Origin of the sequence: Patulibacter americanus DSM 16676 (assembly GCF_000420025.1) — a bacterium.
Lineage (GTDB): Bacteria > Actinomycetota > Thermoleophilia > Solirubrobacterales > Solirubrobacteraceae > Patulibacter > Patulibacter americanus.
Window position 1 is genome coordinate 558,901 of sequence record NZ_ATUD01000001.1, and the last position, 23,005, is coordinate 581,905.

Below are 23,005 nucleotides of genomic sequence, written 5' to 3' on the forward strand. Positions count from 1 at the left end.
CTCGGCGCGACCGGCGGGGGCGCCGATGGGTCGGCGAGTCCACACCACACCAGGAGCACTCCATGCGTCGATCCGTCCTCACCCTGCTGGCCCTTGCCGGCGCCACCGCTGTCCCCGTCTCGTCCGCCGTCGCGCAATCCGGCCCCTCCGCCTCGGGCGCCGCGAAGGCCGCGATCGCGAAGAAGCGCACGAAGTGCGACCGCAACTACAGCGGCCGGTGCCTCAAGCCCAACGTCTCGGACTACGACTGCGCCGGCGGCAGCGGAAACGGCCCGTACTACGTCAAGGGGCCCGTGCGGATCGTCGGCAACGATCACTACCGCCTGGACGCCGACGGCGACGGCGTCGCCTGCGAGTAGCCCGGACCACCGGCGGGCGCGGTGCCGGTGCAACGCGCGCCGGGACGACCGACGGAGCGCGGTGCCGGCCGCGCCGGAGCACCACCCGCATCGCGGATGTATGTCCTGAGAGACATGTTCCATGCGTGTGGGGACATACGCCCACGTGACGTGTGTCCTTCCGGCGCGGCGTCGGCCCGGTGACGCCGACCGGGTCGGCACAATGCGCCGGTGCCCGCCCCCGACCCAGACGCGCCGCGGACGGTCGCTCCGACCGCCGGCCCCGGTGCCGCCCACCCCGCGGCCGGGACCGATCCGGACACCGCCGCGCCGCCACCCCACGAGCCGCTCGACCGCGCCGTGTTCCTGCGCGGCGTGCGGGCCGGGGTGCCGTTCTCCGTCGCGTCCGGGTTGGTCGCGCTCTCGTTCGGCACGCTCGCCGTCGACGTCGGGTTCCCCGTCCTGGCGGCAATCGCCATGTCGGCCGTCGTCTTCGCAGGGTCGGCGCAGTTCGCGACGCTGACGATCGTTGCGGGCGGCGGCGGGCTCGGGGCGGCCGTGCTGGCGGCGGTGCTCGTCAACTCGCGGTTCCTGCCGATGGGCGTGGCGCTCGCGCCCTCGCTGCCCGGCGGGCCCGTCGCCCGTGCCCTCCAGGGGCAGGCCGTCATCGACGCGTCGTGGGCGATGGCGTCACGGCCCGATGGCAGCTTCGACCGCTCGTTCCTCTTCGGCTTCACCGCGCTGCAGTACGCGACCTGGGTGGCCGGGACGGCGCTCGGGGCGTTCGGCGGCAACCTCCTTGGCGACACGGACCGGTTCGGGTTCGACGCGATCTTCCCGACGTTCTTCCTCGTGCTGCTCATCACCGAGCTACGCGAGGGACGGGGGCGCGGCGTCGCGGCGGCCGGCGCGCTCATCGCCCTCGCGCTGATCCCGTTCACCCCGACCGGCGTGCCGGTGCTGGCCGCGAGCGCCGCCGCCCTCGTCGGGCTGCGGCGGCGGGGCCTGCCCGACCCGTCCGGCACGCAGGGAGACGCGTCGTGAGCGTCGACGTCTGGGCGCTCATCGCCCTCTGCGCCGTGACCACGGTGATCATCAAGAGCATCGGGCCCGTCGCCTTCGGGGGGCGTGCCCTGCCGCCGCGGGCCGGCGCGGTGATCGCGCTCCTGGCGCCGGCCGTCCTCGCCGCGCTCGTCGTCGTGGGGATCGCGGACCACGACGGCAGCATCGGGCTCGGCGAGGAGGCCGCCGGGGTCGCGGTCGGCGGGGCGATCGCCCTGCGCGGCGGGTCGGTCCTGGTCTGCGTCCTCGCGGCCGCGGTGGTCACGGCCGTCCTGCGGCTCGTCCTCTGACGGCCGACAGGGCGGCCGTCGGGCGCCCTACCCCACGGGCGCCAGCTGCGGCAGCGGCACCGACGGCGTCCGGGCCACCAGGGCGGCGGTCAGAAGGACGTCGAACGCCGGGGTGCGCAGGGGTCGCAGCGGGTCGGGCTCCGTGATGCCGTCGGCGATCTCGAGCAGCGCCGACACGTTGTCCATCACCGCCGCGTGGCGGTCGCTGGGCGCGCGCACCGCGGCCTTCGCGAGCTCGAGCCCCTGGCCGGGCGGGTCGCCGCCGAGCATCGGGACGACCGCGCTGCAGAGGGTGACGTAGAGCCGCTCGAGCTCCGGCGCCAGCACCGGGACCTCGTCGGGCACCGGGCCCAGGTCGGGCAGGTCGTCACCGTCGAGGATCGCCCCGAGCGTGCCGCCCAGGACGCCCCGCACCTGCTCCGGCGACAGACCGGCCTCGAGCGCCAGGCGTCCCGTCATCACCGCCGCCTGGGTCGGGCTGTTGAACGGGATGTCGCTGCCGTGCAGCACCTGCCCGGGCGGGACCAGGCGGAACAGCGCCCAGATGTCGGAGACGTTCCACCACGAGGTGTCGAAGAACAGGTTCGGCGTGTCGTGCGCCTCCGGGACCACGTCCTCGAACGCCCCGATCGCGCAGTGGGCCAGGATGATCCGCGACCCGGGGTTCGCCCGCGCGCGGTCGCAGGCGTGCGCGCCCACCTCGGGCGTGCCGACCCCGGCGTGAACCATCACGGGCAGGCGACGCTCGTCCGCCAGCGCGAAGACGGCGTCGAGCCGCCGGTCGTCGAGCGCGAAGTCCTCGCCACGCGGGTGCAGCTTGATGCCGCGGGCGCCGCGGTCGACGCACCGCTGTGCCTCGCGCGCCGCGTCCGCGTGCGGGTCGACCCGGCAGAGGGGGACGAAGCGGTCGGGGTGCTCCTCGGCCAGCGCGATCATCCGGTCGTTCGCCGCGGGGTAGCCGTCCGGCTCCTTCAGCGGGAAGACGAGCGCCCGGGCGTCGGCGCGCTCCAAGGCCTCGCGGGCCTCGTCGGCCGTCGCCTCCAGGCCCGCCGGGTCGGCGATCCCGACGTGGACGTGGGCGTCGAGGATCTCGGCGTCGGGGACCTCCTCCCGGAGGGCGTCGAGCCAGGGCTGCAGCTGTCGATCGGCGTACATCGCCGCCGCCGTTACCCGCGCGTAGCCCGCGGCACCCGTCGGTGCGTCGTAGCCTCCGAAGGCGATGCGCGTGCCGTCCCCCGCCGCCACGTCCCGGGCGCACCGGGCGATCGTCGTCGCGTTCCTGCTCCACGGGCTCGCGAGCGCCAGCTGGTTCACCCGGATTCCCGACCTGCGCGATCGCGCAGCGCTCGGCGACGGCGGTCTCGGGCTCGTGCTCGCGGCGCTCGGCGTCGGCGCGGTGGTGTCGATGCCCGTGGCGGGGGCCGTCATCGGGCGGTACGGCAGCGCGCCCGTCATGCGGATCACGGTGCCGCTCATGGCCCTGGCACTGGCCCTCGCCGCCCAGGCCGGGGTCCCCTTGACCCTCGCCCTCGGCTCGTTCGCCCTGGGCGCGACGCTCGGCCTGCACGACGTCGCGATGAACACCCACGCGGTCACGGTCGAGCGGGCCGCGGGCCGGCCGCTGCTCTCCGGCGTGCACGCCGCGTTCTCCATCGGCGGGCTGACGGGCGCGGGGATCGGCGCGGCCGCCACCGCGCTCGGCGTCTCGCCCCGCGTGCACCTGCTCGTCGTCGCGGGCCTCATCGCCCTCGGGCTCGTCGCCTACCGCGCCCTGCTGCCCGCCGAGGCGGACCGCACGGAGCAGCGCGCCGAGCACGCACCCCGACCCACGCTGGCGGAGCGCGTCGCGCCGCTGCGCCACGGGTGGCTGCTGGCGTGCGCGGTCGTGGCGCTCGCGAGCTTCGTCGCCGAGAACGCCGTGGCCGAGTGGAGCGGCGTGCTGCTGCGCGACCACCGGGACGCGACCCCGGGCGTGGCGGCGCTCGCGTTCTTCGTGTTCTCCGCCGCGATGACCGTCGGCCGGCTGACGGGGGACCGCACCGTCGCGCTGCTCGGCGACCGGCGCACGCTGCTGTTCGGCGGCACCGTCGCCGCGCTGGCGTGGACGACGGTGGCGCTCGTCGACTCCACCTGGGTGGCCATGGCCGCGTGGGTCGTGGCCGGCCTGGCCCTCGCCAACACGGTGCCGGTCGTCTTCCGCGCCGCCGGCAGCCGCCGTCCCGGTCGTGACGGCAGCCCCGGCCCGAGCGCCGCGCAGGGCCTCGCCGTCGTCTCCGGCCTGGGCTACGCGGGCGGGCTGGTCGGCCCCGCCGTCGTCGGCGGGGTGGCCGAGCTCACGAGCCTGCCCAGCGCGCTGCTCGTGCCCGCGTTCCTCGCCGCGCTGCTCGCGCTGCTGTCGGGCGCGGCGGCGGGGCGGGCCCCGGTGCGGACGGCGCCGCAGCCCGCGGACTGAGCCGGGGCCGCGGACGAACGGCCCGCTGACGGCCGCGAGGTGCGCCGGTTAGCTTCCGCGCATGCGGAAGCGCACGTACACCGAGGACGAGATCGCCGCCGAGGAGCAGCGTTTCGGCGGCGCTCTGCCGGAGGAACTCCGGCGGCGCTACCTCGAGGGCATCCACCAAGAGATCGTCGTGCGGTTCCCGGAGGACGGCCGCGGCGCTGTCGCCTTCACGCTCGGCCCGTCGACGACCACCACGGACAAGAAGGGCCGTGCGTATCCGACGCCGGGGCTGACGCAGGAGACGGAGCGCTCGCGCGACCTTATGCCCGCCGGCGTGCTCGTCGCCTGGGCGGACGACGAGTCAGGCAATCGCGCCGTCGTGATGGACGACGGCCGTGTCCTGTGGTGGTGGCACGACGCCGACCCGGGGGACGAGCTCGAGGCGGTCGAGATCGTCTGGGATCCGTCGCCCGAGGCGTTCGACGCGGTCGAGAACGGCGAGCCGCTGCCGTAGCGCGCCGCGTCAGCCAGTGAGCCGGCAGGTGCGCGCGAGCCGCACGCGCAGGTCGATCGCCCGCGCGACCGACCCGCGGACCGCGGCGAGGTCCAGCCGCTTGCGGCCCAGGTCGGCCGTCAGCGCGCGCGACGCCGCCAGGGCCGCGTCCGTCGTGACGCCGTAGAGGAGCAGGTCGACACCGGCCAGGGCCGCCGCACGGGCGACCCCGGTCTGCGACGCGGCGCCGGCGAACGCGCCGGCCTCGAGGTCGTCCGAGATCGTCACCCCGCGGAACCCGAGCCGGCGCCGCAGCTCTGCGTTGACGAGGTTCGGGTTGAGCACCGCCGGCGTCGGGCCGAACGCGGGGTAGATCGCGTTCGAGAGCATCACGAGGTCCGTGCCCGCGCCGATCGCGGCGCGGAACGGCAGCTCGTCGGCGGACCGCAGCGCCTCGGGCGCCGCGGTGATCCGCACGCGGGTGTCGTCCGTGTTCGCCTGCGCCCGGCCGAGGCCGGGGAAGTGCTTCGTCGCCGTCGCGATCCCGCCGCGGCGGGAGGCCGTGACGAGGCTGCGCACGGCGCGCGCCGTGGTCGTCACGTCGTCGGCGTACGTGCGGCCCTGCTGGGCGATCGCGCCCGTGCCGACGTCGGCCACGGGCGCGAGGTTCACGTTCACGCCCGCGCGGCAGAGCGCGACGGCGCTGTCCGTCCCGGCGCGGGCGACGGCGCCGAGGCCGGCGGCGCCCTGGGCGCTGGCGCTCGCCCGCGGCGGGGCGTCCGTGATGCGGCGGACCTGCCCGCCCTCCTGATCCGTCAGCACGAGCAACGGCACGTCGCGCAGCTCCGCCGGGCGCGGCAGGGCCTGCAGCCGGCGGGTGAGGCGACGGACCTGGGCGAGCGTGGTGGCGTTCTCCGAGAAGAGGATGACCCCGCCGACGCGTCCGCGCCGGATCGCGGTGCGCAGCGCGGGCGGGATCGCGCCCGCGCCGGCGCGGCGGAACGGGCTGATGATCGTCTGCCCGACGAGCTCCTCGGCACTCAGGGTGCGGGCGATGCGCTGGCCGGCGGTGGGCTGCGACTTCGCGGCCGGCTTCGGGTCGTCCCCGCCGCAGGCCACCACGAGCACGACCACGAGCAGCAGCAGCCCGAGGACCCCCAGGAGCACCGCGCGCCGGCGCCGCGCGGCGAGCTCCTCCCCCGGCGGGCGCCGCCGGCGGGGGCGGACGAACGGGTCGTCTGCGGGCGGAGGGGCTGGCGCCGACACGTCCCCCAGGCTAGCCGTCGCGCCCGGCGGCGTGAGCGACGAACCACTCCAGCGCCGTAGGGTCCTGCAGGTTGTCCGGGTTGACGACCTCGTGGGCGGCTCGACCCATGAGGATCCGCTTCACCGGCACCTCGAGCACCTTGCCCGACAGGGTGCGCGGCACCGCGCCGACCGCGAGCACGACGTCGGGTACGTGGCGCGGCGACGCCGTCTCGCGCACGCCGCGCGCGATCCGGCGGCGCAGGTCGTCGTCGAGCGTCGCCCCGTCGCGGAGGACGACGAAGAGCTCGATCGTGCTGCCCCCGGCGTCGTCGGGCAGGTCGACGACGAGGGCGTCGACGATCTCGTCCTGCGCCAGCACGCCGGCGTAGATCTCGCTCGTGCCCATCCGCACGCCGCCGCGGTTGATCGTTGCGTCAGAGCGGCCGTGGAGCACGGCGCCGCCGTCCGGCGTGCGCTCGAGCCAGTCGCCGTGACGCCACACGCCGGGGAAGTGCTCGAAATACGCGTCCCGGAGGCGCGATCCGTCCTCGTCGCCCCACAGCCGCAGCGGCATCGAGGGCATCGGGCGGGTCAGGACGAGCTCACCGACCTGCCCCGTGGCGACGGGCGTCCCGTCCTCGTCCCACGCCTCGAGCGCCGCGCCGAGCGCGGGAGCCTGCAGCCGCCCCTCGACCACGGGAAGCGTCGGCACGCCGCCGACGAACGCCGAGCAGACGTCGGTCCCGCCCGAGGTCGAGAACAGCCAGACGTCCTTGCCGAGCTCGTCGTAGACCCAGCGGAAGCCCTCCGGCGACAGCGGGGACCCCGTCGAACCGATCGCGCGCAACGCCGAGAGGTCGCGCCCCTCGCGCGGGCGCACGCCGGCCTTCGCGCACGACTGGAGGAACGCGGCGCTCGTGCCGAACGTCGTCGCGCCCGCGTCGGCCGCCAGCTGCCACAGGCGGCTCAGGTCCGGCGCGCCCGCGTCGTCGGGCGGCGACGGCGAGCCGTCCCACAGCACGACCTCGGCGGGCGTCAGCAGCACCCCGACGAGGAAGTTCCACATCATCCAGCCCGTCGTCGTGAACCAGAACACGCGGTCGCCGTCGCGCGCGTCGAGGTGCAGCGTCATGTGCTTGAGGTGCTCGAGCAGGATCCCGCCCTGCCCCTGCACGATCGCCTTCGGCAACCCCGTCGTGCCCGAGGAGTAGAGGACCCACAGCGGGTGGTCGAAGGGGACGGGCTCGTACGTCAGGTCGGCGTCCGCGCCCGCACCGCCGTAGTCCGCCCACGCCACCGCGTCGCGGAGCGTCCCCGGGTCGGCGCCCGCGTCGAGGTACGGCAGCAGCACGGTACGGCGCAGCGACGGCAGCGCGTCCTGCAGCGCACGGACCGCGGCGAGACGGTCGAAGTCGCGGCCGTTGTAGCGGTAGCCGTCGACGGCGAGCAGCACCGTCGGGGTGATCTGCCCGAAGCGGTCGAGGACCGCGCGCGGTCCGAAGTCGGGCGAGCACGACGACCACGTCGCGCCGATCGCGGCGCAGGCGAGCACGCCGGCCATCGCCTCGGGCACGTTGGGCAGGTACGCGACGACGCGGTCCCCGGGGCGCACCCCGTCGGCGCGCAGGCCGCGGGCGATCCGGGCGGCCTCGGCCCGCAGCCGCCCCCAGGTCCACGTGTCGAGTGACCGCAGCTCCGAGGCGTGGCGCAGCGCGACGGCGTGCTCGTCGCGGCCCTCGAGCACGTGCTCGGCCAGGTTGAGCGTGGCGCCCGGGAACCACTCCGCGCCCGGCACCTGCTCGGGCGGGGTGCCGAGGACCCGCTCGGGCTCGGCGTGCCAGCGCACGCCCGAGAACGTGGCGACGGACGCCCAGAACTCCTCGAGCCGGTCGACCGACCACGTGTGCAGCGCCGCGTAGTCCGGCAGCTCGACCCCGTGACGCTCGGCGGTCCAGGCGCGGAACCGCTCGAGGGTCGCGTGCTCCAACCGCTCGGGGTCCGGCGGGTGGACGCGCGGGGCGTCCGCCGCCGTCGCCGCGTCCCCCGGCAGGCCGCCCGTCCCCGGGGCGTCGCCCGTCCCCCGCGCCGCGCTCATCGCAGGCCCCCCGGGCCGTTCGTCGCCGGGATCCGCGGGCCCGCGGTCGACAGGGCGCTCGGCAGCTGGTGCCCGACGAGGTCGCGCAGCAGGGCGCTGGCGTGCAGCAGCATCCCCAGGTCGATCCCGGTGTCGACCCCCAGGTCGTCGAGGACGGAGACGAGGTCCTCCGTCGCCAGGTTGCCCGCCGCGCCCTCCGCGAAGGGCGACCCGCCGAGCCCGCCGACGGAGGCGTCGAACCGCGTGACCCCGCGCTGCAGCCCCGCGTACGCGCAGAGCAGGGCGGTGCCGCGCGTCTCGTGGAGGTGCAGGCCCACGTCCGTGCCGACCGCGTCGAGCACCTCGTCGATGCGGCGCGGCGTGGCCATCCCCGTCGTGTCGGCGAGCGTCACGCGGTCGGCGCCCCGCTCGCGCGCCGCGGTCACGAGTCGCGCGACCTCGTCCGGCGCGATCTCGCCCTCGTAGGGAGAGCCGAAACAGCAGGAGATGACGGCGTCCAGCGGCGTGTCGGCCGTGCGGGCCGTCTCGCCGATCGCCTCGAGCGCCACGAGCGACTCCGCGATGCTCATCCGTACGTTCCGGCGGCTGTAGCCCTCGGACGCCGACAGCGTGGCGGAGAGCTCGTCGGCCCCGGCGGCCACCGCGTCGATCGCGCCGCGATCGTTCGGCACGAGCGCGACCAGGGTCACGCCGTCGATCCGGCCCAGCGCCTCGAACAGGTCGGCCGCGCCGGCCATCGCCGGCATCGCCCGCGGCGAGACGAACGAGCCGACCTCGATGTGCCTCAGCCCCGCGGCGACCAGCGCGTGCACCAGCCGGGCCCGGTCGGCGACGCTCAGCGGCTTCTCCACCTGCAACCCGTCGCGGGGACCCACGTCGCGCACGGTGACCTCCGACGGGAGGGAGCGGGACGGCGCTGGGGGCGTCATGGGCCCATCATCGCCCGCGGTAGGCCCCGAGCGCCAGTGCGGGTTCTCGCCGTTCAGGCCGCCGGGCGGCTCCGCCGGGTGGCGGAGGGCGGCCCGTCCACCCTCAGATCCACCGCCGCCACTTGAACACCGCCCACAGCACCACGCCGACGAGCACCATCATCACCAGCGCCATCGGGTACCCCAGCTGCCACTCAAGCTCGGGCATGGTCTTGAAGTTCATCCCGTAGATCGTGCCCACGAGGGTGGGCGCGAAGAGGATGGCGGCCCAGGCGGAGATCGTCTTGACCTCCTCGTTCTGGGCGATCGACGCCTCGGACAGCGCCTTCGTCTCGAGTGTCAGATTGACGTTCAGGATGTTCTGCAGCAGCTCACGGAACCCGGCCGCCTGCTCCCGGACCCGCAGCGCGTGGTCCTGCACGTCGCGCAGGTAGCGCCGCTCCTCCTCGCCGACGTGCTCGTGGGCCATGAGCCGCCCGAGCATCTCCGGCAGCGACACCGTCGCGCGCTGGAACTCGATGACCTCGCGCGTGAGCTCGTAGATCCGCCGCGACGCGCTCGGGCTGCCGTCGAAGACGTCGTCCTCGATCTCGTCGATGTCGTTCTCGATCCCCGCGACGACGGGGTTGTAGTCGTCGACGACGCGGTCGACGATGGCGTGGGCGATGGCCAGCTCGCCCAGGCGCAGCAGGTCGGGGCGGGACTCGAGCGCCGCCCGGACGCCCTTGAGCACCGACGCGTCGCCGTGCCGCACCGTGATGACGAACCCGGGGCCGACGAAGACGTGGACCTCGCCGAACTCCACCGTCTCCGTCGCGTCGAGGTAGCGGGCGGTGCGCAGCACGAAGAACCGCGTCTCGCCGTACTGCTCGAGCTTCGGCCGTTGGTGCGCCTGGATCGCGTCCTCCACGGCCAGCTCGTGCAGATCGAACTCGCGGGCGACGTCCGCGAACTCCTCCTGGGTGGGGGCGTGCAGCCCGAGCCAGACCACCGTCCCCGGCGTGCGGCACTGCGCGAACAGCGCGCCGAGGTCGTCGGGGGCGTCTTCGACGCGACGGCCCTCGCGGTAGATGGCACGTCCGACGATCACGGGCGCGAGCGTAGCGAGCGGTGCCTTGCCCGCCCGCCACGACGCGGCCCGTCCCCGACCGTGCGAGCCTCCGCCCCATGACCACGACCGCACGGGACTACACCGTCGAGCTCGACCGCATCCCCGGGGCCGGGCAGGACGAGGAGACCTTCGTCGTGCGCCAGGCGGACGGATCCGACGAGCGGATCCGTCTGCACGACTACGACCGCGTCTACGCGATCCCGGGCCTCTACGAGGAGGTCGTCCAGCAGCAGCTCGAGTGCGCCTCGCCCGCCACCATCGTCGCGAAGCTGGCCGAGGCGATCGCCGCCGACGGTCGCCACGCGGGCGACATCCGCGTGCTCGACGTCGGCGCCGGCAACGGCGTGATCGGCGAGGGCCTGCGCGACGCCGGGTTCCGCGTGCCCGTCGCCTCCGACGCCCTCGTCGAGGCGCGCGACGCCGCCGAGCGCGACCGCCCCGGCCTGTACGCGGAGTACGTCATCGACGACGGCACCGTCGAGGCGTTCGGCAAGATCGCCGGCGCCATCCGCCGCCACGAGCTCAACGCGCTGACCTGCGCGGCCGCCCTCGGGCCGGGCCACATCCCGCTCGAGCGCCTCGTCGGCATCTGGGGCCTGATGCCCGCCGGCTCGTACCTCGCGCTGACGGCGTCCTCCGCGCTCGTCGCGGAGTGGGGCGGCGCCCAGAACGCCCTCAACGCCGTCTCCGGCGACGACGCCCCGACCGAGGTCCTCGTCGCCGAGCCCTTCCGCCACCGCCTGCTCATGCGCGGCGGCAGCGTGGACTACGACGTGATCGTCGGGCGCAAGCCGCTCGAGGGCTGAGGGGACCCCGGGCCTCCGGGACCCGGCGGGCGCCGTCACATGCTCGGTCTCGTCACGGCGACGCTCGCGGGCCTGGCGCTCGTCGTCCTGGTCGTGGCGGACGTGTTCGACGTCCTCTTCGCCCGCGGGTCCCGTCCGTGGTCGCTGAGCCGACGGATCGCGGCCCTCGTGTGGCGCCTCGTGCACGCCTCCGGACGCAGCCGCCTCGGGCTCGCGGGGCCGCTGGCGCTGGTGCTCGTCGTCGTGGCTTGGGCGACGTTCCTCATCGGCGGGTTCGCGCTCGTCTACCTGCCCCACGTGCCGGACGGATTCGTGCTGCCCGCCCACCTCGCGGAGGACCACCCGGCGTGGACGTCCCTGTACTTCTCGGCCGTGACGATCGGCACCCTGGGCTACGGCGAGATGACGCCCCGCACGGGCCTGATGCAGGTCGTCGCCCCGGTCCAGGCCCTGGTCGGCTTCGCGCTGCTGACGGCCTCGATCTCGTGGTTCCTGTCCGTCCACCCCGTGCTGGCGCGACGCCGCGCGCTCGCGTACGACCTCCTGCTGCTCGAGAAGGCCGAGGCGCGCCGGCCGGCGGGGAGCCGGCCCGCGCTGGCCGACGACCTCGACGGGCTCCACCGCCGCGTCATCGAGGTCGAGCGCGATCTGGTGTCGTTCCCGATCACCCTCTACTTCTCCGAGCTGGACGAACGCCACTCCCTGGCCGCGGCGCTCCCGCGGCTGCTGCGGGCCCTCCAGGACCTCGACCCCGCGGAACTCGCGGGCCCCGAACGCCTCCACGCCGAGATGCTGCAGGCGGCCCTCGACGACTACGCCGCCACCGTGAGTACGTTCCCGGGCTACCGGGAGGGCAGCACCGCCGACGTGCTCCGCACCCACGCGGAGCGGCACGCACCCGACCGGGGCCAGGCGACGGGCTGACCCGCCCGGACCGGTCCTAGCGTCGGCGGCGGCGGGTCGCAGCCGAACGCGGCGGCGTTGCGCGCATGTGGTCGCGCACGGGCTCCAGCAGGCCGGCCAGCGCCTCGACGTCGTCGCGCGACAACGGCTCCAGCAGCATCCGGCTGATGACCTCCGCGTGACCGGGCAGCACCTTCGCGACCCGCGCCCGGCCGTCGTCGGTGATGGTGACCGTGATGCTCCGCTCGTCCTCTGCGGACGGCGCGCGGGTGACCAGGCCGGCCTTCTCGAGCAGGCCCGCCTGGTACGTCAGGCCGCTGCGGCTGTAGACGACGCCGTCGGCGAGATCCGTCATCCGGTGGCTGCCCGTCGGCGCGTCGTTCAGGCGGGCCAGGAGCTGGAACTGCACGTAGCTCAGGTCGCCGGCCTCACGCAGCTGCTGCTCGACGGCGTGGCGGAGCAGCCCCACCACCTCGATGAGCGCGAAGTACGCGTCGAGCTGGACGCGGTCGAGGGGCGGTGGTGCGTCGGCCATGCCCGCAGTCTACGTGCTTCGAATTCAACGTACTTGCTTCGAATTCAAAGTCTTGCTACGGTGCTCACCAGGTGCTTCGAACTTGAAGCACGCCACCGACACCACGAAGGCAGGCCCCTCATGAAGGCAGTTCGATTCCACGAGCACGGCGACAGCGGCGTCCTCCGCTACGAGGACGCGGAGCAGCCCGTCCCCGCCGCCGGCGAGGCCCGCGTCCGCGTCGCCGCGACGTCGTTCAACCCCGTCGACGGCGGCATCCGCGGCGGCTACCTGCAGGGCCCGTTCCCGGTGACCCTCCCCCACGTCCCCGGCATCGAGGTCTCCGGGACGGTCGACGCGATCGGCGAGGGCGTGAGCAACGTCGCGGTCGGCGACGCGGTCGTCGGATTCCTCTCCATGACGGCCGACGGCGCGTCTGCCGAGTACGTCGTCACTCCCGCCGAGTTCTTGGCACCGGCGCCCACGAGCATCCCGCTCGCCGACGCCGCCGCACTGCCGATGGTGGGCCTCACCGCCTACCAGGCGCTCTTCGACGACGCGGGCCTGCAGGCCGGACAGCGCGTCCTCATCAACGGCGCGGGCGGCGCGGTCGGCGGGTACGCCGTGCAGCTGGCCAAGCACGCCGGGGCCTACGTGATCGCGACCGCCAGCCCGCGCAGCGAGGGGCGCGTCCGGTCCGCCGGTGCGGACGAGGTCATCGACCACACCACCACCGCGGTGGCCGACGCCGTGATCGAGCCGGTCGACGTCCTGCTCAACCTCGCGCGCATCGACGCCGACGCGCTGGTCGCGTTGGCCACGCTCGTCCGCTCGGGCGGCGTCGTTCTGAACTCGGTGCCGATGATCCCGACCCCCGCCGACGAAGCCCGCGGCGTACGCGGGGTCGGCATCTTCGTCCGCAGCGACGCCGACCAGCTCTCGCGTCTGGTGGGCCTGGTCGACCGCGGCGAGCTGCGCGTCGACGTCGCGCAGCGCGTCCCGCTGGCCGAGCTGCCCGCGGTGCACGCCAAGGACGACGCCGGGGAGCCCTCGGGCCGGGTCGTCGTCGTCGTCGTCGAGCACCAGAACTGACGGCGAGGAGCCGAATCATGTCCCTGAACCTCGATCCCGAGATCGCCGCGGCGCTGGCCCCGATGGCGGAGTCCGGCTTCGCCCCGCCGCCGGTCGGCGACGTCGCCGGACGCCGCGCCATGTGGGAGCCGATCATCGGCGCCGCGAGCGCCGCCCAGCCCATCCCGGACGACGTGACCACCAGCGAGTACTACGCGACCGCCGGCGATGGTGCCCAGATCAAGATGCGCTGGTACGCCAAGGATGGTGCGACGCCGGGTCCGGCGGTGCTGTTCTTCCACGGCGGCGGCTACATCTTCGGGCACATCGACCTGTTCGACGGACCGGTCTCCCGCTACGTGTCCGCCAGCGGCGTGCCGATGCTGTCGGTCGAATACCGCCGAGCCCCGGAGCACCCGTTCCCGACACCCGTCGAGGACGGCTACGCCGCGCTGCGCTGGTTGCACGAGCACGCCGACGAGCTCGGCGTCGATCCGGACCGGATCGGCGTGATGGGTGACAGCGCCGGAGGCGGCATGGCCGCGGCCCTGGCGATCCTCACCCGCGATCGCGGCGGACCGAAGGTCGCCCGGCAGATCCTCCTCATGCCGATGCTCGACGACCGGACGAGCACCCCCGACCCGCACATCGCGCCGTACGTCCTGTGGTCCTACGACGACAGCGCCACCGCCTGGCCGGCCCTGCTCGGGGACGCAGCGGGCGGACCGGACGTCCCCGCCACGGCCGCTCCCGCGCGGCTCGAAGACGCCACAGGGCTGCCGCCGGCGTACATCGAGGTCGGACAGATCGACGTGTTCCGCGACGAGGACCTCGCCTACGCGACGAAGCTCAGCCGCGCCGGCGTGCCCGTCGAGTTCCACCTCCACCCGGGTGCCCCACACGAGTTCGACTCGATCGCGTTCGAGTCCGACGTCGCGCGCCGCGCGATCGCCGACCGCGTCCGAGTCCTCAAGGCGATCTGAAGACGGAGCGCGGCCGCGGGCTGCCCGCGGCCGACGAACGCGCTCCCCCTCACCGGCATGGCCCCCGGCCCGCCGTCACCCCACGAACCGAAACGACACCACCATGACCATCTGGAACCCCATCACCGCCGGTGCCCTCGAGCTGCCGCACCGCCTCGCCATGGCGCCCATGACCCGCGGCCGCGCCCGGGCGGACGGCGTCCCCACCGACCTGCAGCGTGAGTACTACCGCCAGCGCGCCTCGATGGCCCTGCTCGTCACCGAGGGCATCCAGCCCTCCGACGACGGGCAGGGCTACACGCTCACCCCGGGCATCTACACCGAGCCGCACGTCGCCGGCTGGCAGGAGGTCACCGGCGCAGTGCACGCCGAGGGCGGACGCATCGTCGCCCAGCTCATGCACGTCGGCCGCGTCTCGCACCCCGACAACACGCCGCACGGCCGCCAGTCCGTCGCACCGTCGGCCATCGCGGCCAAGGGCACGATGTTCACCCCCACGGGCCCGCAGGACATGCCCGCCCCCCGCGCCCTGGGCACGGACGAGATCCCCGGGATCGTCGCCGAGTTCCGGGCCGCGGCGTCCGCCGCGATCGCTGCGGGCTTCGACGGCGTCGAGATCCACGGCGCCAACGGCTACCTGCTGCACCAGTTCCTCTCGAGCAACGCGAACGCGCGCACCGACGGGTACGGCGGCTCCATCGCCAACCGCATCCGCCTCGCGACGGAGGTCGTCTCGGCGGTGGCCGACGAGATCGGCGCCGAGCGCACGGGCCTGCGGCTCTCGCCCGGCACGCAGCTGAACGACATCGTCGAGCACGACGCGCACGACGTGTACCCGGCGCTCATCGCGGCCCTCTCTCCCCTGAACCTCGCCTATCTGCACCTGCTCCACGGCGGCGACGAGGAGTTGCTGCAGACGATCCGCAAGGCGTGGCCGACGACGCTCATCCTCAACCGCCCCGGCGCCGACCTCGACACGCGCATCGCGGACCTCGACTCCGGGCGGGCCGACGTCATCACGGTCGGGACGATGGCCCTGGCCAACCCCGACCTCCCCGCCCGCATCAAGGCGGGGGCACCGCTCAACAGCGCCGATCCGGCCACGTTCTACGGCGGTGACCACGTCGGCTACACCGACTACCCCACGCTCGAGGCCCCGGCTCCGAGCGACCCCGCCGTACCGGCCGCCGTCTGATGCGCGTCGGCGCCTTCATCGTTCCCGACGCGGCGGACCCGGCTACGACGGTCCGCCAGATCGAGGCCGCCGAGGGCGCCGGCCTCGACCTCGTCGGGATCCAGGACCACCCGTACCAGCCGCGCTTTCTGGAGACCTGGACGCTCCTGGCCTTCGCGGCCGCGCGGACCCGCTCGATCCAGCTGGTCAGCGGCGTCGCCAACCTCCCCCTGCGCCCGCCGGCGATGCTCGCCAAGGCGGCCGCGTCGCTCGAGCTGCTCAGCGAGGGCCGGTTCGCCCTCGGCCTGGGCAGCGGCGCCTTCGGCGACGCCGTCGCCGCCATGGGCGGCCCGAAGCGCACCGCACCGGAGGGCGTGGACGCGCTCGAGGAGGCCATCGCGATCATCCAGGGCTGGTGGCGCGGCGACCGGCCGCTGACCGTCGACGGCACGCACTACCGGGTCAAGGGCGCCCACCCGGGCCCGCCCCCGAGCCAGAAGATCCCCCTGTGGCTCGGGGCGTACAAGCCGCGGATGCTCGGCCTGACGGGGCGCCTGGCCGACGGCTGGCTGCCCACGATCCCCTACATCGACCTGGCGGCCGACGCGCAGCGCAGTCACCACGCCATCGACGAGGCGGCCAAGCGGGCGGGCCGCGAGCCGGGGGACGTCGAACGCGCGCTCATCGCGCCGCTCGACGGCCCGCCGCCCACGTGGCCCGACCAGCTCGTCCGCCTGCACGAGACCCACCGGTTCGGCACTGCCCTGGTCACCGTCCCCGCCGGCACCGAGGGACTCGACCAGCTCGCCCGCCTCGGCGAGCAGGCCGCGGTCGCCCGCGAGCGCACCCCCGCCGGCTCCTGACGCACCCACGATCCCACCGACCCGTCCGGGCCGCCACGGCGGCCCGGACACCGACCACCAGGACACGAAGCACCATGCTCATCACCGCAAGCGACACGACCGTCCCCGTCACCGTCCAGGGCCGCACGTCGGTTCCGCCCGAGACCGCGTTCGACGTGGTCGTGCCCATCGACCTCTCGCTGATCTTCACGGGCTGGCGCGGCATCTTCCCGGGCGTCCGAGGCTCGAAGAACGAGACCGGACCGTGGGACCACGTCGGCGCCTCGCGCAACCCCGACCTGGCCGACGGCTCGACCGCCACCGAGACCCTGGCGGAGTACACCCGCCCCTCGAGCTTCGCCTACACCCTCGTCGACTTCACCAACGTCCTCGGCCGTCTGGTCGGAGGCGTCCGCGGCGAGTGGACGTTCGCCCCCGACGGGACCGGCACGCTGATCCGTTGGACCTACGAGTTCAAGCCCCTCCCCGGTCGCACCGTGATCATGCGGCGGATCGTCGGGCCGCTGTGGCGCCGGTACATGGCCCAGGCCCTGCGGGCGACGATCGAGGTGGCCGAGCGGACGCCCTCGGAGGCGTCGAGCACCGGGACGCCGCAGGACGACGTGCAGCCCGCGCGCTCCGCGGCCGCCTGAGCCGCTCAGACCCTGAGGACCGCCCGCGCCAGCCTGGCGGGCGATGTCGCGCCGTCCGCGTGCACGAGTTCGGAGGCCAGGCGGGCCTGGCGGCGGACGGCGACGCCTGACGCGCCCCGGCTACCGGCGCAACCCGTCCAGGACGGTCTGCAGGAGCGGCTCGGCGAAGGCGGCGTCGCCCGGCATCCGGGCGACCGCGACGACGAGCAGCAGGACCTGCTCCAGGGTGAGGTCGTCGCGGACCTCGCCCGCCTCCTGAGCCGCCATCAGCAGCGGCGCGCCGGCGGCGAACACCCGGGCGCGGTTGCCGTCGAAGACGGGGTCGTCGCCGGCGGCGTGCTCCAAGAGCTCCGCCGCGACGTGGCGCTTGCTCCGGAAGTACGCGAAGAACCGGCGCAGCCACGCCTGCAGCGCCGCCCCGGGTGCCTCGTCGTCCAGCTCCTCCGCCGCCCGGACGACCGCGTCGACCTCATCGACGTAGAGCGCCTCGAGCAGCTCGCGGCGGCCCGCGAAGTTGCGGTAGAGCGTCGCCATGCCGACGCCGGCGCGGCGCGAGACCTCGGCCATGGAGACGTCGGCCTCCGGGTCGGCGAAGGCCTCGCGGGCAGCCGCGAGGATCTTCTCGCGGTTGCGCTCCGCGTCGGCGCGCTTGGTGGGGGTGCGGGTCGGTTCTGGAGTCATGACTCGTAAGTGGACTGGCTATCCGCTACTCTTTACGGACAGCCTCTCCACTTCATGGTGGATCGTACCCGACCGCGAGCATCGCGGTCGCCACAAAGGACACCCATGCCCCACCCCACGCCCATCCCCGCCGTCTCCGTCAAGCCGATCGTGCTGCCCGCCCCCGACCGGGGCGACGACCTGCAGGTGCGGGTCTCCGCCCCCGTCGCCGGCGGGGACCTCCCCGTCGTCGTCCTCTCCCACGGCCACGGGCAGTCGCTGCACGGCTACGGTCCCCTCGCGGACCATTGGGCCGCACACGGGTTCGTCGTGCTCCAGCCCACGCACCTCGACTCCCGCACCCTCGGCCTCACCCCCGCGGACCCGCGCTACGGCGACATCTGGCGCGTCCGGATCGCCGACCTCGTCCGCACGCTCGACGAGCTCGACACCCTCCTCGCGGCCGTTCCCGGACTCGCCGGCCGCGTCGACCGCGACCGGATCGCGGTCGCCGGGCACTCCTGGGGCGGCCAGACCGCCAGCACGCTGATCGGCGCGCGCGTCCTGAACGCCGACGGCACGCCCGGCGAGGACCTCTCCGACCCGCGCGTCAGCGCCGGCGTGCTGCTGGCGACGACCGGCGCGGGCGGGGACGACCTCTCCCCCTTCGCGGCGGAGCACTTCCCGTTCATGAGCCCCACCTTCGCCGGCATGAGCGTCCCGACCCTCGTGGTGGCCGGCGACCACGACGACTCGCCGATGTCGACGCGCGGCCCGGACTGGTTCACGGACCCCTACACCCTGAGCCCGGGCCGCAAGAGCCTGCTGACCCTCTTCGGCGCCGAGCACGGGCTGGGCGGCATCGCCGGCTACGAGGCCGCGGAGACGACGGACGAGAGCCCGGAGCGGATCGCGCTGGTCCAGCGCGTCACGACGGCGTTCCTGCGCAGCGCGCTGGGCGTCGACGAGGCGGGGTGGGACGACGTCGCCCGGGACCTCGCGGGGGAGGGCGACGGGGTGGGGCGCCTCGAGTCGAAGGCGTAGGGTCCGCCGCTCGTCGGCCCCGCGGGCGCGGGAGCCGTCGGGCGACGGGCGCGCCTACCCCTGACGCAGCAGGTCCCGCAGCTCCGTCCGGCGGATCTTGCCCGACACCGTCTTGGGCAGCTCCGTCACGAAGTGGATCTCCCGCGGGTACTTGTACGGCGCGGTGAGCTGCTTCGTGTGGTCCTGCAGCTCCTTCGCGAGCGCGTCCGACGCGACGAAGCCCGCCGCCAGGATCACGAACGCCGTGACGATCTGCGTGCGCTCCGGGTCGTCCTTGCCGACGACCGCGGCCTCCATCACCGCGGGGTGCTCGACGAGCACGGACTCCACCTCGAACGGGCCGATCCGGTAGGCCGAGGACGTGATGACGTCGTCGTCGCGCCCCTCGAACCAGAGGTAGCCGTCGGTGTCGCGCGCGGCCTTGTCGCCCGTCAGGTACCACCCGTTCCGGAACCGGTCGGCGGTCGCCTCGGGGTCGCGGTGGTAGCCCGCGAAGAGCCCGACCGGCCGGTGGTCCTCGTCGACCCGCACCGCGATCGACCCGACCTCGCCGTCGGGCGCCCGGGAGCCGTCCTCGGCCAGCACGTCGACGTCCCAGCCCGGGACGGGCAGGCCCATCGAGCCCGGGCGGACCGGCACGCCGGGGTAGTTCGCCACGAGCACCGTCGTCTCGGTCTGCCCGTAGGCGTCGTGGACGGTCAGCCCGCCCGTGCCCTCCGCCCAGACCTTGATGACCTCGGGGTTCAGCGGCTCGCCCGCACTCGTGCAGTGGCGCAGGGTCGAGAGGTCGTGGGCGGCGAGGTCGGCCTGCACGAGCGCGCGGTAGAGCGTCGGCGGCGCGCAGAAGGACGTGATGCGGTGCTCACGCAGGATCCGCAGGATGGTGTGGGCGTCGGGCCGCCCGAGCGCGACCTGCACGACGGTCGCGCGCTCGTGCCACTGGCCGAAGAGCCCGCCCCAAGCGGCCTTGGCCCACCCGGTGTCGGTGACCGTCCAGTGGCGGTCGCCCGGCCGCAGGTCGTGCCAGAACCGCGCGGTGGCGACGTGCCCGAGGCCGTACTCCTGGGTGTGGAGGACCATCTTCGGCTGCGAGACGGTGCCCGAGGTGAAGTAGAGGAGCAGCGGGTCCTCGCGGCGCGTCGGCTGCGCGGGCAGGTCCGAGCCGTCATCCGGCGCGGCGGCGAGCAGGGCGCCGAGGTCCTCCCAGCCGGCGGGCGCGGCCGGGACCGCGGTCGCCGCCGCCAGCGCCGGCCCGGGGACCGCGGGGGTCGCCGCCCCACTCGCCGGGTCCGCGTCGGGGAGCCAGGCGATCCGCGTGCGCAGCGACGGCAGCGGCTCGTCGATCGCGTCGATCTTCGCCGCGCCGGCGGCGTCCGTGATCGCCACGACGGCGTCCGCGCGGGTCACGCGGTAGGCGATGTCCTTCGGCGTCAGCAGGTTCGGGCCGGGCATCGGGACCGCGCCGATGCGGATCGCCCCGAGCACCGCCGTGTACCACGCCGGCACGCGCGGGAGCATCACGAAGACCGGGTCGCCCTTCCGCACGCCGAGCGCCTGCAGCGCGCTGCCGAACCGCCGCGCCTCGCGCACCAGGTCGGCGACGGACTGCTCGGCCACGGTCTCGCCGTTGGGCCCCAGCGAGAGCAGCGCCAGGTCGTCCGGCCGCTCGGCCGCCCACGTCTCGAGCAGGTCGACGACGGGGTTGAAGACGGCGGGCACGTCGACGCGGAAGCGCGCCCGCTCGGCCGCGTAGTCCTGCATGCGGGGCGGGGCGTCCCGCCCGGGGATCGTCGTGGCGTCGCTCATGGGTCTCCTCGGTCCGGCGTCCGGGGCGGCACCGGGTACGCCTTCGCGCGTGCCCGGTCCGGCGGTCGGGACAAGCCTACGACGACGGCGACGCCGGGCCGTGCCGCTCACCCGCGGAGCGTGCCCTCGGCCTCGCAGACCGTCCCGCGGGGGCCGACCGCGCGTCCACGGACCCGGTCGCCGCCGGGCAGATCCCGCAGCGAGAACCGCACCTCGAACCGGCCCGAGCCGTCCAGGCGTCGCACGGCGCGCTGGACCACGCGCCCGTCGCGGACGACGACGACGCGCCACGACTCGCGCGCCCGGCCCCGCTCGAGGCCGAAGCGCACCGCGATCTCGCCGTCGCGACCGCGCAGCTCGAGCCGCACGCGCGCCGCCTGCCCGCAGCGGCGCTCCGTGCGCACGCGGTCGCCGTCGCCTCCGCGGGCGACGGCCGGGGCGGGCGCGGCGGCCGCGAGGGTCGCCGCGATCAGGAGGACGACGGGGGCACGGCGGGGGCGGCGGACGGGCACCCCTTCACGGTGGCGGTCGGGTGGTCCGTCGCGCAACGGGACCTTGGTCGCACCGCTCAGTGTCCGCCGTCGCCCGGGAACCCGCGACGCTCGGCCCACAGCGCCGCCTGGGTCCGGTCCGTCACGCCGATCTCGCGGAACACGCGCGTCAGGTGCGACTTGACGGTCTTCTCCGTGATCTCGAGACGGCGGGCGATGAGCTTGTTCGGCAGGCCCTGGACGAGCAGCGCCAGCACGTCGCGCTCCCGCGGGGACAGCGCGTCGAGCGGATCGCGCTCCGTGCGGGCGGTGAGCACGGTGCGGGCCGCGCGGGGGTCCAGCGGCGACTCGCCCCGGGCGGCGGCGCGGATGCCGTCGGCGACCTCGGTCGACGAGGCGTCCTTGAGCAGGTAGCCGCAGGCGCCCGCCTCGAGCGCCGCGAGGATCCGCCGGCGGTCCGAGAACGCGGTGAGCACGAGGACGGCGGTGCGCGGGCTCTCGACCCGCACGCGCCGCGTCGCCTCGATCCCGTCGAGCACGGGCATGTCGAGGTCCATGACGACGACGTCCGGCGTGAGCTCGCGCGCCCGCTCGACGGCCTCGCCGCCGTCGGCCGCGGTGCCGACGAGCTCGATGTCGTCCAGGGCGCCGATGAGCCGCCCGAGGCCCTCGCGCATGACGCCGTGGTCGTCGGCCAACAGGACGGTGACGCTCATGCGGGGACCTCCACCTCGATCAGGGTGCCACGGCCGGGCCAGGACGCGATGCGCGTGGTGCCACCGGCGTGGGCGACGAGCTCCTCGAGGAGCGGGAGCCCGAGGTGCCCCTCCGCCCGTCGGCGGTCGCGCTCGGCGCCCTCGAACCCGCGTCCGTCGTCCTCGACCCGCAGGCCGGTGCCGCCGTCGGTCGTCCGGCGTACCGTGACGGAGACCCGCGAGGGCTCGGCGTGCTCGCGGGCGTTGCGGACGGCCTCGCGCGCCACGCGATAGAGCAGCTCGTCGTGCCGGCCCCCGGCGGCGACCTCGTCCTCGACCTCGAGCGTCGCCTCCACCCCGGCCGCACGCAGCGGGCTGAGCAGGTCCTCGATCGCTGCCTCGAGGCCCGTGGCCGCGACGGTCGGCGGGTGGATCTCGAGCAGCAGCGCGCGCAGGTCCCGGACGCCCTGGCGGAGCCGGCCGACGGCCTCGTCGACGACCTCCGCGCGCTGCGGCCGCCCCTCGCGCCGCTCCTCGTCCGCCAGCGGCGCCAGGCCGAACGCGACGCCCGCGAGGTCCTGGACGACACCGTCGTGGAGGTCCGCCGCGATCCGCCGCCGCTCGCGGCTCGAGGCCTCGACGGCGGCGGCCAGAAGGCGCTCTCGCTCCTCGTGGCCGCGGCGCAGCCGCCGGGCCATCGACCAGGCCAGCGGGGTCTGGAAGAGCAGCAGCACCAGCAGCCCGCCGAGCAGCGGCGGGGCCAGCGCGCGCAGCAGGCGCTCCGCGCTGGCGGTGACGGACGAGAACCGCTGGTAGAGCTCGAACATCACCGGGGTGCCGTCGGGGAGCCGCACCACGGTATGGGCCTCGAGCAGCCGGCGCTCGCCGCGCTCGAACGCGTTCTCGTCGCGCCCCAGCTCGCTGAGCTCGGCCTCGGACCCGCCCGTCTCGAACAGCTCGCGCTCCTCCTCGTCGAGGACGAACCGCCGACCGATGAGGCGCGGCTCGTCCGCGTAGAGGATGCGCCCGTCGGCGGTCCAGAGCTTGACCCGCACGACGGAGCCGCCGAGGACCTGGCCCTGGACGAGGTCGTCGAGCCGCTCCAGCGCGCGCCGGTCGCCGGTCTTCAACCCGTTCGAGAGGCCGGCGGCCTGCACGAGCTGCCCGTCGATGCGCACAAGCTCGCGCGTGTCGCGCTCGGCCTCGGCGATCGTCACGGAGCGCAGCGCGAAGTACCCGCCCAGGACGACCACGAGCAGTGCCGCGAGGCTGCCGGCCATGAACCGCAGCACCGCCGCGCCCGTGCTCGGCGGTCGTGGTGCGCTGCGCGGCGCGTCGTCCTCCCTTCCTCTCACCG

At 74.9% G+C, this 23,005-nt stretch carries 24 protein-coding genes; 13 read left to right on the forward strand and 11 right to left on the reverse strand.

Going from position 1 to position 23,005, the window contains the following annotated elements:
- Window positions 1-62: 62 nt before the first annotated feature.
- The 3 genes from F593_RS0102740 (at window position 63) to F593_RS21950 (ending at window position 1,690) form a co-directional block, all read left to right on the forward strand.
- Window positions 63-359, forward strand: coding sequence for an excalibur calcium-binding domain-containing protein (locus tag F593_RS0102740; protein WP_022927231.1), 297 nt, complete (start codon window positions 63-65; stop codon window positions 357-359).
- A 210-nt stretch (window positions 360-569) separates the two neighbouring features.
- On the forward strand, window positions 570-1,382 hold the full coding sequence (locus F593_RS21945) for an AzlC family ABC transporter permease (RefSeq protein WP_022927232.1): 813 nt from the start codon (window positions 570-572) through the stop codon (window positions 1,380-1,382).
- Window positions 1,379-1,690, forward strand: coding sequence for an AzlD domain-containing protein (locus tag F593_RS21950; protein ID WP_022927233.1), 312 nt, complete (start codon window positions 1,379-1,381; stop codon window positions 1,688-1,690). Before F593_RS21945 ends, F593_RS21950 begins: the two co-directional genes overlap by 4 nt.
- 27 nt (window positions 1,691-1,717) lie before the next feature.
- Here the strand turns inward: F593_RS21950 and F593_RS0102760 are convergent, their stop codons facing one another.
- Entirely contained in the window at window positions 1,718-2,845 is a 1,128-nt protein-coding gene (locus F593_RS0102760; protein WP_022927234.1) for an amidohydrolase family protein, read from the reverse strand.
- Between the two features lie 64 nt (window positions 2,846-2,909).
- Here F593_RS0102760 and F593_RS0102765 point away from each other — a divergent pair, with 64 nt between their 5' ends.
- Together F593_RS0102765 and F593_RS0102770 are read left to right on the forward strand one after the other, a co-directional pair.
- Window positions 2,910-4,142: an MFS transporter gene (locus F593_RS0102765; RefSeq protein ID WP_022927235.1), complete on the forward strand. Its 1,233-nt coding sequence runs from the start codon at window positions 2,910-2,912 to the stop codon at window positions 4,140-4,142.
- A gap of 61 nt (window positions 4,143-4,203) precedes the next feature.
- On the forward strand, window positions 4,204-4,644 hold the full coding sequence (locus F593_RS0102770) for a hypothetical protein (RefSeq protein ID WP_022927236.1): 441 nt from the start codon (window positions 4,204-4,206) through the stop codon (window positions 4,642-4,644).
- Between the two features lie 9 nt (window positions 4,645-4,653).
- On the opposite strand, the gene F593_RS21955 is transcribed toward F593_RS0102770, so the two are convergent.
- The 4 genes from F593_RS21955 to F593_RS0102790 form a co-directional block, all read right to left on the reverse strand.
- Window positions 4,654-5,889 carry a glycoside hydrolase family 3 N-terminal domain-containing protein gene (locus F593_RS21955; RefSeq protein ID WP_022927237.1) on the reverse strand — a complete coding sequence of 412 codons (1,236 nt, stop codon included), beginning with the start codon at window positions 5,887-5,889 and terminating at the stop codon, window positions 4,654-4,656.
- A gap of 10 nt (window positions 5,890-5,899) precedes the next feature.
- A complete protein-coding gene (locus tag F593_RS0102780) occupies window positions 5,900-7,966 on the reverse strand; it encodes an acetoacetate--CoA ligase (protein ID WP_022927238.1) in 2,067 nt (688 codons plus the stop codon).
- A complete protein-coding gene (locus F593_RS21960; RefSeq protein WP_022927239.1) occupies window positions 7,963-8,895 on the reverse strand; it encodes a hydroxymethylglutaryl-CoA lyase in 933 nt (310 codons plus the stop codon). Before F593_RS21960 ends, F593_RS0102780 begins: the two co-directional genes overlap by 4 nt.
- Before the next feature lie 103 nt (window positions 8,896-8,998).
- The gene (locus F593_RS0102790) at window positions 8,999-9,985 is read right to left on the reverse strand and encodes a magnesium and cobalt transport protein CorA (protein WP_022927240.1); all 987 of its coding nucleotides are present in this window, start codon (window positions 9,983-9,985) and stop codon (window positions 8,999-9,001) included.
- Between the two features lie 77 nt (window positions 9,986-10,062).
- Here F593_RS0102790 and F593_RS27700 point away from each other — a divergent pair, with 77 nt between their 5' ends.
- The gene (locus tag F593_RS27700; RefSeq protein WP_022927241.1) at window positions 10,063-10,812 is read left to right on the forward strand and encodes a hypothetical protein; all 750 of its coding nucleotides are present in this window, start codon (window positions 10,063-10,065) and stop codon (window positions 10,810-10,812) included.
- A gap of 39 nt (window positions 10,813-10,851) precedes the next feature.
- Window positions 10,852-11,736 (forward strand): potassium channel family protein, encoded by an 885-nt coding sequence (locus F593_RS27705; RefSeq protein ID WP_022927242.1) that lies wholly within the window; start codon window positions 10,852-10,854, stop codon window positions 11,734-11,736.
- 16 nt (window positions 11,737-11,752) lie between these two features.
- Here the strand turns inward: F593_RS27705 and F593_RS0102805 are convergent, their stop codons facing one another.
- Window positions 11,753-12,250 carry a MarR family winged helix-turn-helix transcriptional regulator gene (locus tag F593_RS0102805; RefSeq protein ID WP_022927243.1) on the reverse strand — a complete coding sequence of 166 codons (498 nt, stop codon included), beginning with the start codon at window positions 12,248-12,250 and terminating at the stop codon, window positions 11,753-11,755.
- A 120-nt stretch (window positions 12,251-12,370) separates the two neighbouring features.
- Here F593_RS0102805 and F593_RS0102810 point away from each other — a divergent pair, with 120 nt between their 5' ends.
- From F593_RS0102810 to F593_RS21980, 5 genes are all read left to right on the forward strand, one after another.
- Complete coding sequence (locus F593_RS0102810) at window positions 12,371-13,321, forward strand: NADP-dependent oxidoreductase (RefSeq protein ID WP_022927244.1); 951 nt, start codon at window positions 12,371-12,373, stop codon at window positions 13,319-13,321.
- A 17-nt stretch (window positions 13,322-13,338) separates the two neighbouring features.
- Window positions 13,339-14,283, forward strand: coding sequence for an alpha/beta hydrolase (locus tag F593_RS0102815; RefSeq protein ID WP_022927245.1), 945 nt, complete (start codon window positions 13,339-13,341; stop codon window positions 14,281-14,283).
- 103 nt (window positions 14,284-14,386) lie between these two features.
- A complete protein-coding gene (locus F593_RS21975; protein WP_022927246.1) occupies window positions 14,387-15,478 on the forward strand; it encodes an alkene reductase in 1,092 nt (363 codons plus the stop codon).
- Window positions 15,478-16,320, forward strand: a complete 843-nt coding sequence (locus F593_RS0102825; RefSeq protein WP_022927247.1) for an LLM class flavin-dependent oxidoreductase — start codon at window positions 15,478-15,480, stop codon at window positions 16,318-16,320. The genes F593_RS21975 and F593_RS0102825 overlap by 1 nt, the downstream gene beginning before the upstream one ends.
- A gap of 74 nt (window positions 16,321-16,394) precedes the next feature.
- A complete protein-coding gene (locus F593_RS21980) occupies window positions 16,395-16,952 on the forward strand; it encodes an SRPBCC family protein (RefSeq protein WP_022927248.1) in 558 nt (185 codons plus the stop codon).
- Between the two features lie 120 nt (window positions 16,953-17,072).
- Here F593_RS21980 and F593_RS0102835 read toward each other — a convergent pair whose 3' ends face one another.
- A complete protein-coding gene (locus F593_RS0102835; RefSeq protein ID WP_022927249.1) occupies window positions 17,073-17,633 on the reverse strand; it encodes a TetR/AcrR family transcriptional regulator in 561 nt (186 codons plus the stop codon).
- 105 nt (window positions 17,634-17,738) lie between these two features.
- Between F593_RS0102835 and F593_RS0102840 the strand changes: the two genes are divergently transcribed.
- Window positions 17,739-18,656 carry an alpha/beta hydrolase family protein gene (locus tag F593_RS0102840; protein WP_022927250.1) on the forward strand — a complete coding sequence of 306 codons (918 nt, stop codon included), beginning with the start codon at window positions 17,739-17,741 and terminating at the stop codon, window positions 18,654-18,656.
- A gap of 54 nt (window positions 18,657-18,710) precedes the next feature.
- On the opposite strand, the gene F593_RS0102845 is transcribed toward F593_RS0102840, so the two are convergent.
- The 4 genes from F593_RS0102845 to F593_RS0102860 form a co-directional block, all read right to left on the reverse strand.
- Window positions 18,711-20,462 (reverse strand): acetate--CoA ligase, encoded by a 1,752-nt coding sequence (locus tag F593_RS0102845; RefSeq protein WP_022927251.1) that lies wholly within the window; start codon window positions 20,460-20,462, stop codon window positions 18,711-18,713.
- A gap of 107 nt (window positions 20,463-20,569) precedes the next feature.
- Complete coding sequence (locus F593_RS0102850; RefSeq protein ID WP_022927252.1) at window positions 20,570-20,974, reverse strand: hypothetical protein; 405 nt, start codon at window positions 20,972-20,974, stop codon at window positions 20,570-20,572.
- 56 nt (window positions 20,975-21,030) lie between these two features.
- Window positions 21,031-21,669, reverse strand: a complete 639-nt coding sequence (locus F593_RS0102855) for a response regulator (protein WP_022927253.1) — start codon at window positions 21,667-21,669, stop codon at window positions 21,031-21,033.
- Window positions 21,666-23,003, reverse strand: coding sequence for a sensor histidine kinase (locus tag F593_RS0102860; protein ID WP_157251502.1), 1,338 nt, complete (start codon window positions 23,001-23,003; stop codon window positions 21,666-21,668). Before F593_RS0102860 ends, F593_RS0102855 begins: the two co-directional genes overlap by 4 nt.
- Between the last annotated feature and the right edge of the window lie 2 nt (window positions 23,004-23,005).

Excerpts from the sequence above, each read along its gene's own strand:
- F593_RS0102740 (WP_022927231.1), top strand. The coding sequence starts at position 63 with ATGCGTCGATCCGTCCTCACCCTGCTGGCCCTTGCCGGCGCCACCGCT.
- F593_RS0102760 (WP_022927234.1), bottom strand. The coding sequence starts at position 2,845 with ATGTACGCCGATCGACAGCTGCAGCCCTGGCTCGACGCCCTCCGGGAG.
- F593_RS0102765 (WP_022927235.1), top strand. The coding sequence starts at position 2,910 with ATGCGCGTGCCGTCCCCCGCCGCCACGTCCCGGGCGCACCGGGCGATC.
- F593_RS0102770 (WP_022927236.1), top strand. The coding sequence starts at position 4,204 with ATGCGGAAGCGCACGTACACCGAGGACGAGATCGCCGCCGAGGAGCAG.
- F593_RS0102780 (WP_022927238.1), bottom strand. The coding sequence starts at position 7,966 with ATGAGCGCGGCGCGGGGGACGGGCGACGCCCCGGGGACGGGCGGCCTG.
- F593_RS21960 (WP_022927239.1), bottom strand. The coding sequence starts at position 8,895 with ATGACGCCCCCAGCGCCGTCCCGCTCCCTCCCGTCGGAGGTCACCGTG.
- F593_RS27700 (WP_022927241.1), top strand. The coding sequence starts at position 10,063 with ATGACCACGACCGCACGGGACTACACCGTCGAGCTCGACCGCATCCCC.
- F593_RS27705 (WP_022927242.1), top strand. The coding sequence starts at position 10,852 with ATGCTCGGTCTCGTCACGGCGACGCTCGCGGGCCTGGCGCTCGTCGTC.
- F593_RS0102805 (WP_022927243.1), bottom strand. The coding sequence starts at position 12,250 with ATGGCCGACGCACCACCGCCCCTCGACCGCGTCCAGCTCGACGCGTAC.
- F593_RS0102810 (WP_022927244.1), top strand. The coding sequence starts at position 12,371 with ATGAAGGCAGTTCGATTCCACGAGCACGGCGACAGCGGCGTCCTCCGC.
- F593_RS0102815 (WP_022927245.1), top strand. The coding sequence starts at position 13,339 with ATGTCCCTGAACCTCGATCCCGAGATCGCCGCGGCGCTGGCCCCGATG.
- F593_RS21975 (WP_022927246.1), top strand. The coding sequence starts at position 14,387 with ATGACCATCTGGAACCCCATCACCGCCGGTGCCCTCGAGCTGCCGCAC.
- F593_RS0102825 (WP_022927247.1), top strand. The coding sequence starts at position 15,478 with ATGCGCGTCGGCGCCTTCATCGTTCCCGACGCGGCGGACCCGGCTACG.
- F593_RS21980 (WP_022927248.1), top strand. The coding sequence starts at position 16,395 with ATGCTCATCACCGCAAGCGACACGACCGTCCCCGTCACCGTCCAGGGC.
- F593_RS0102835 (WP_022927249.1), bottom strand. The coding sequence starts at position 17,633 with ATGACTCCAGAACCGACCCGCACCCCCACCAAGCGCGCCGACGCGGAG.
- F593_RS0102840 (WP_022927250.1), top strand. The coding sequence starts at position 17,739 with ATGCCCCACCCCACGCCCATCCCCGCCGTCTCCGTCAAGCCGATCGTG.
- F593_RS0102845 (WP_022927251.1), bottom strand. The coding sequence starts at position 20,462 with ATGAGCGACGCCACGACGATCCCCGGGCGGGACGCCCCGCCCCGCATG.
- F593_RS0102855 (WP_022927253.1), bottom strand. The coding sequence starts at position 21,669 with ATGAGCGTCACCGTCCTGTTGGCCGACGACCACGGCGTCATGCGCGAG.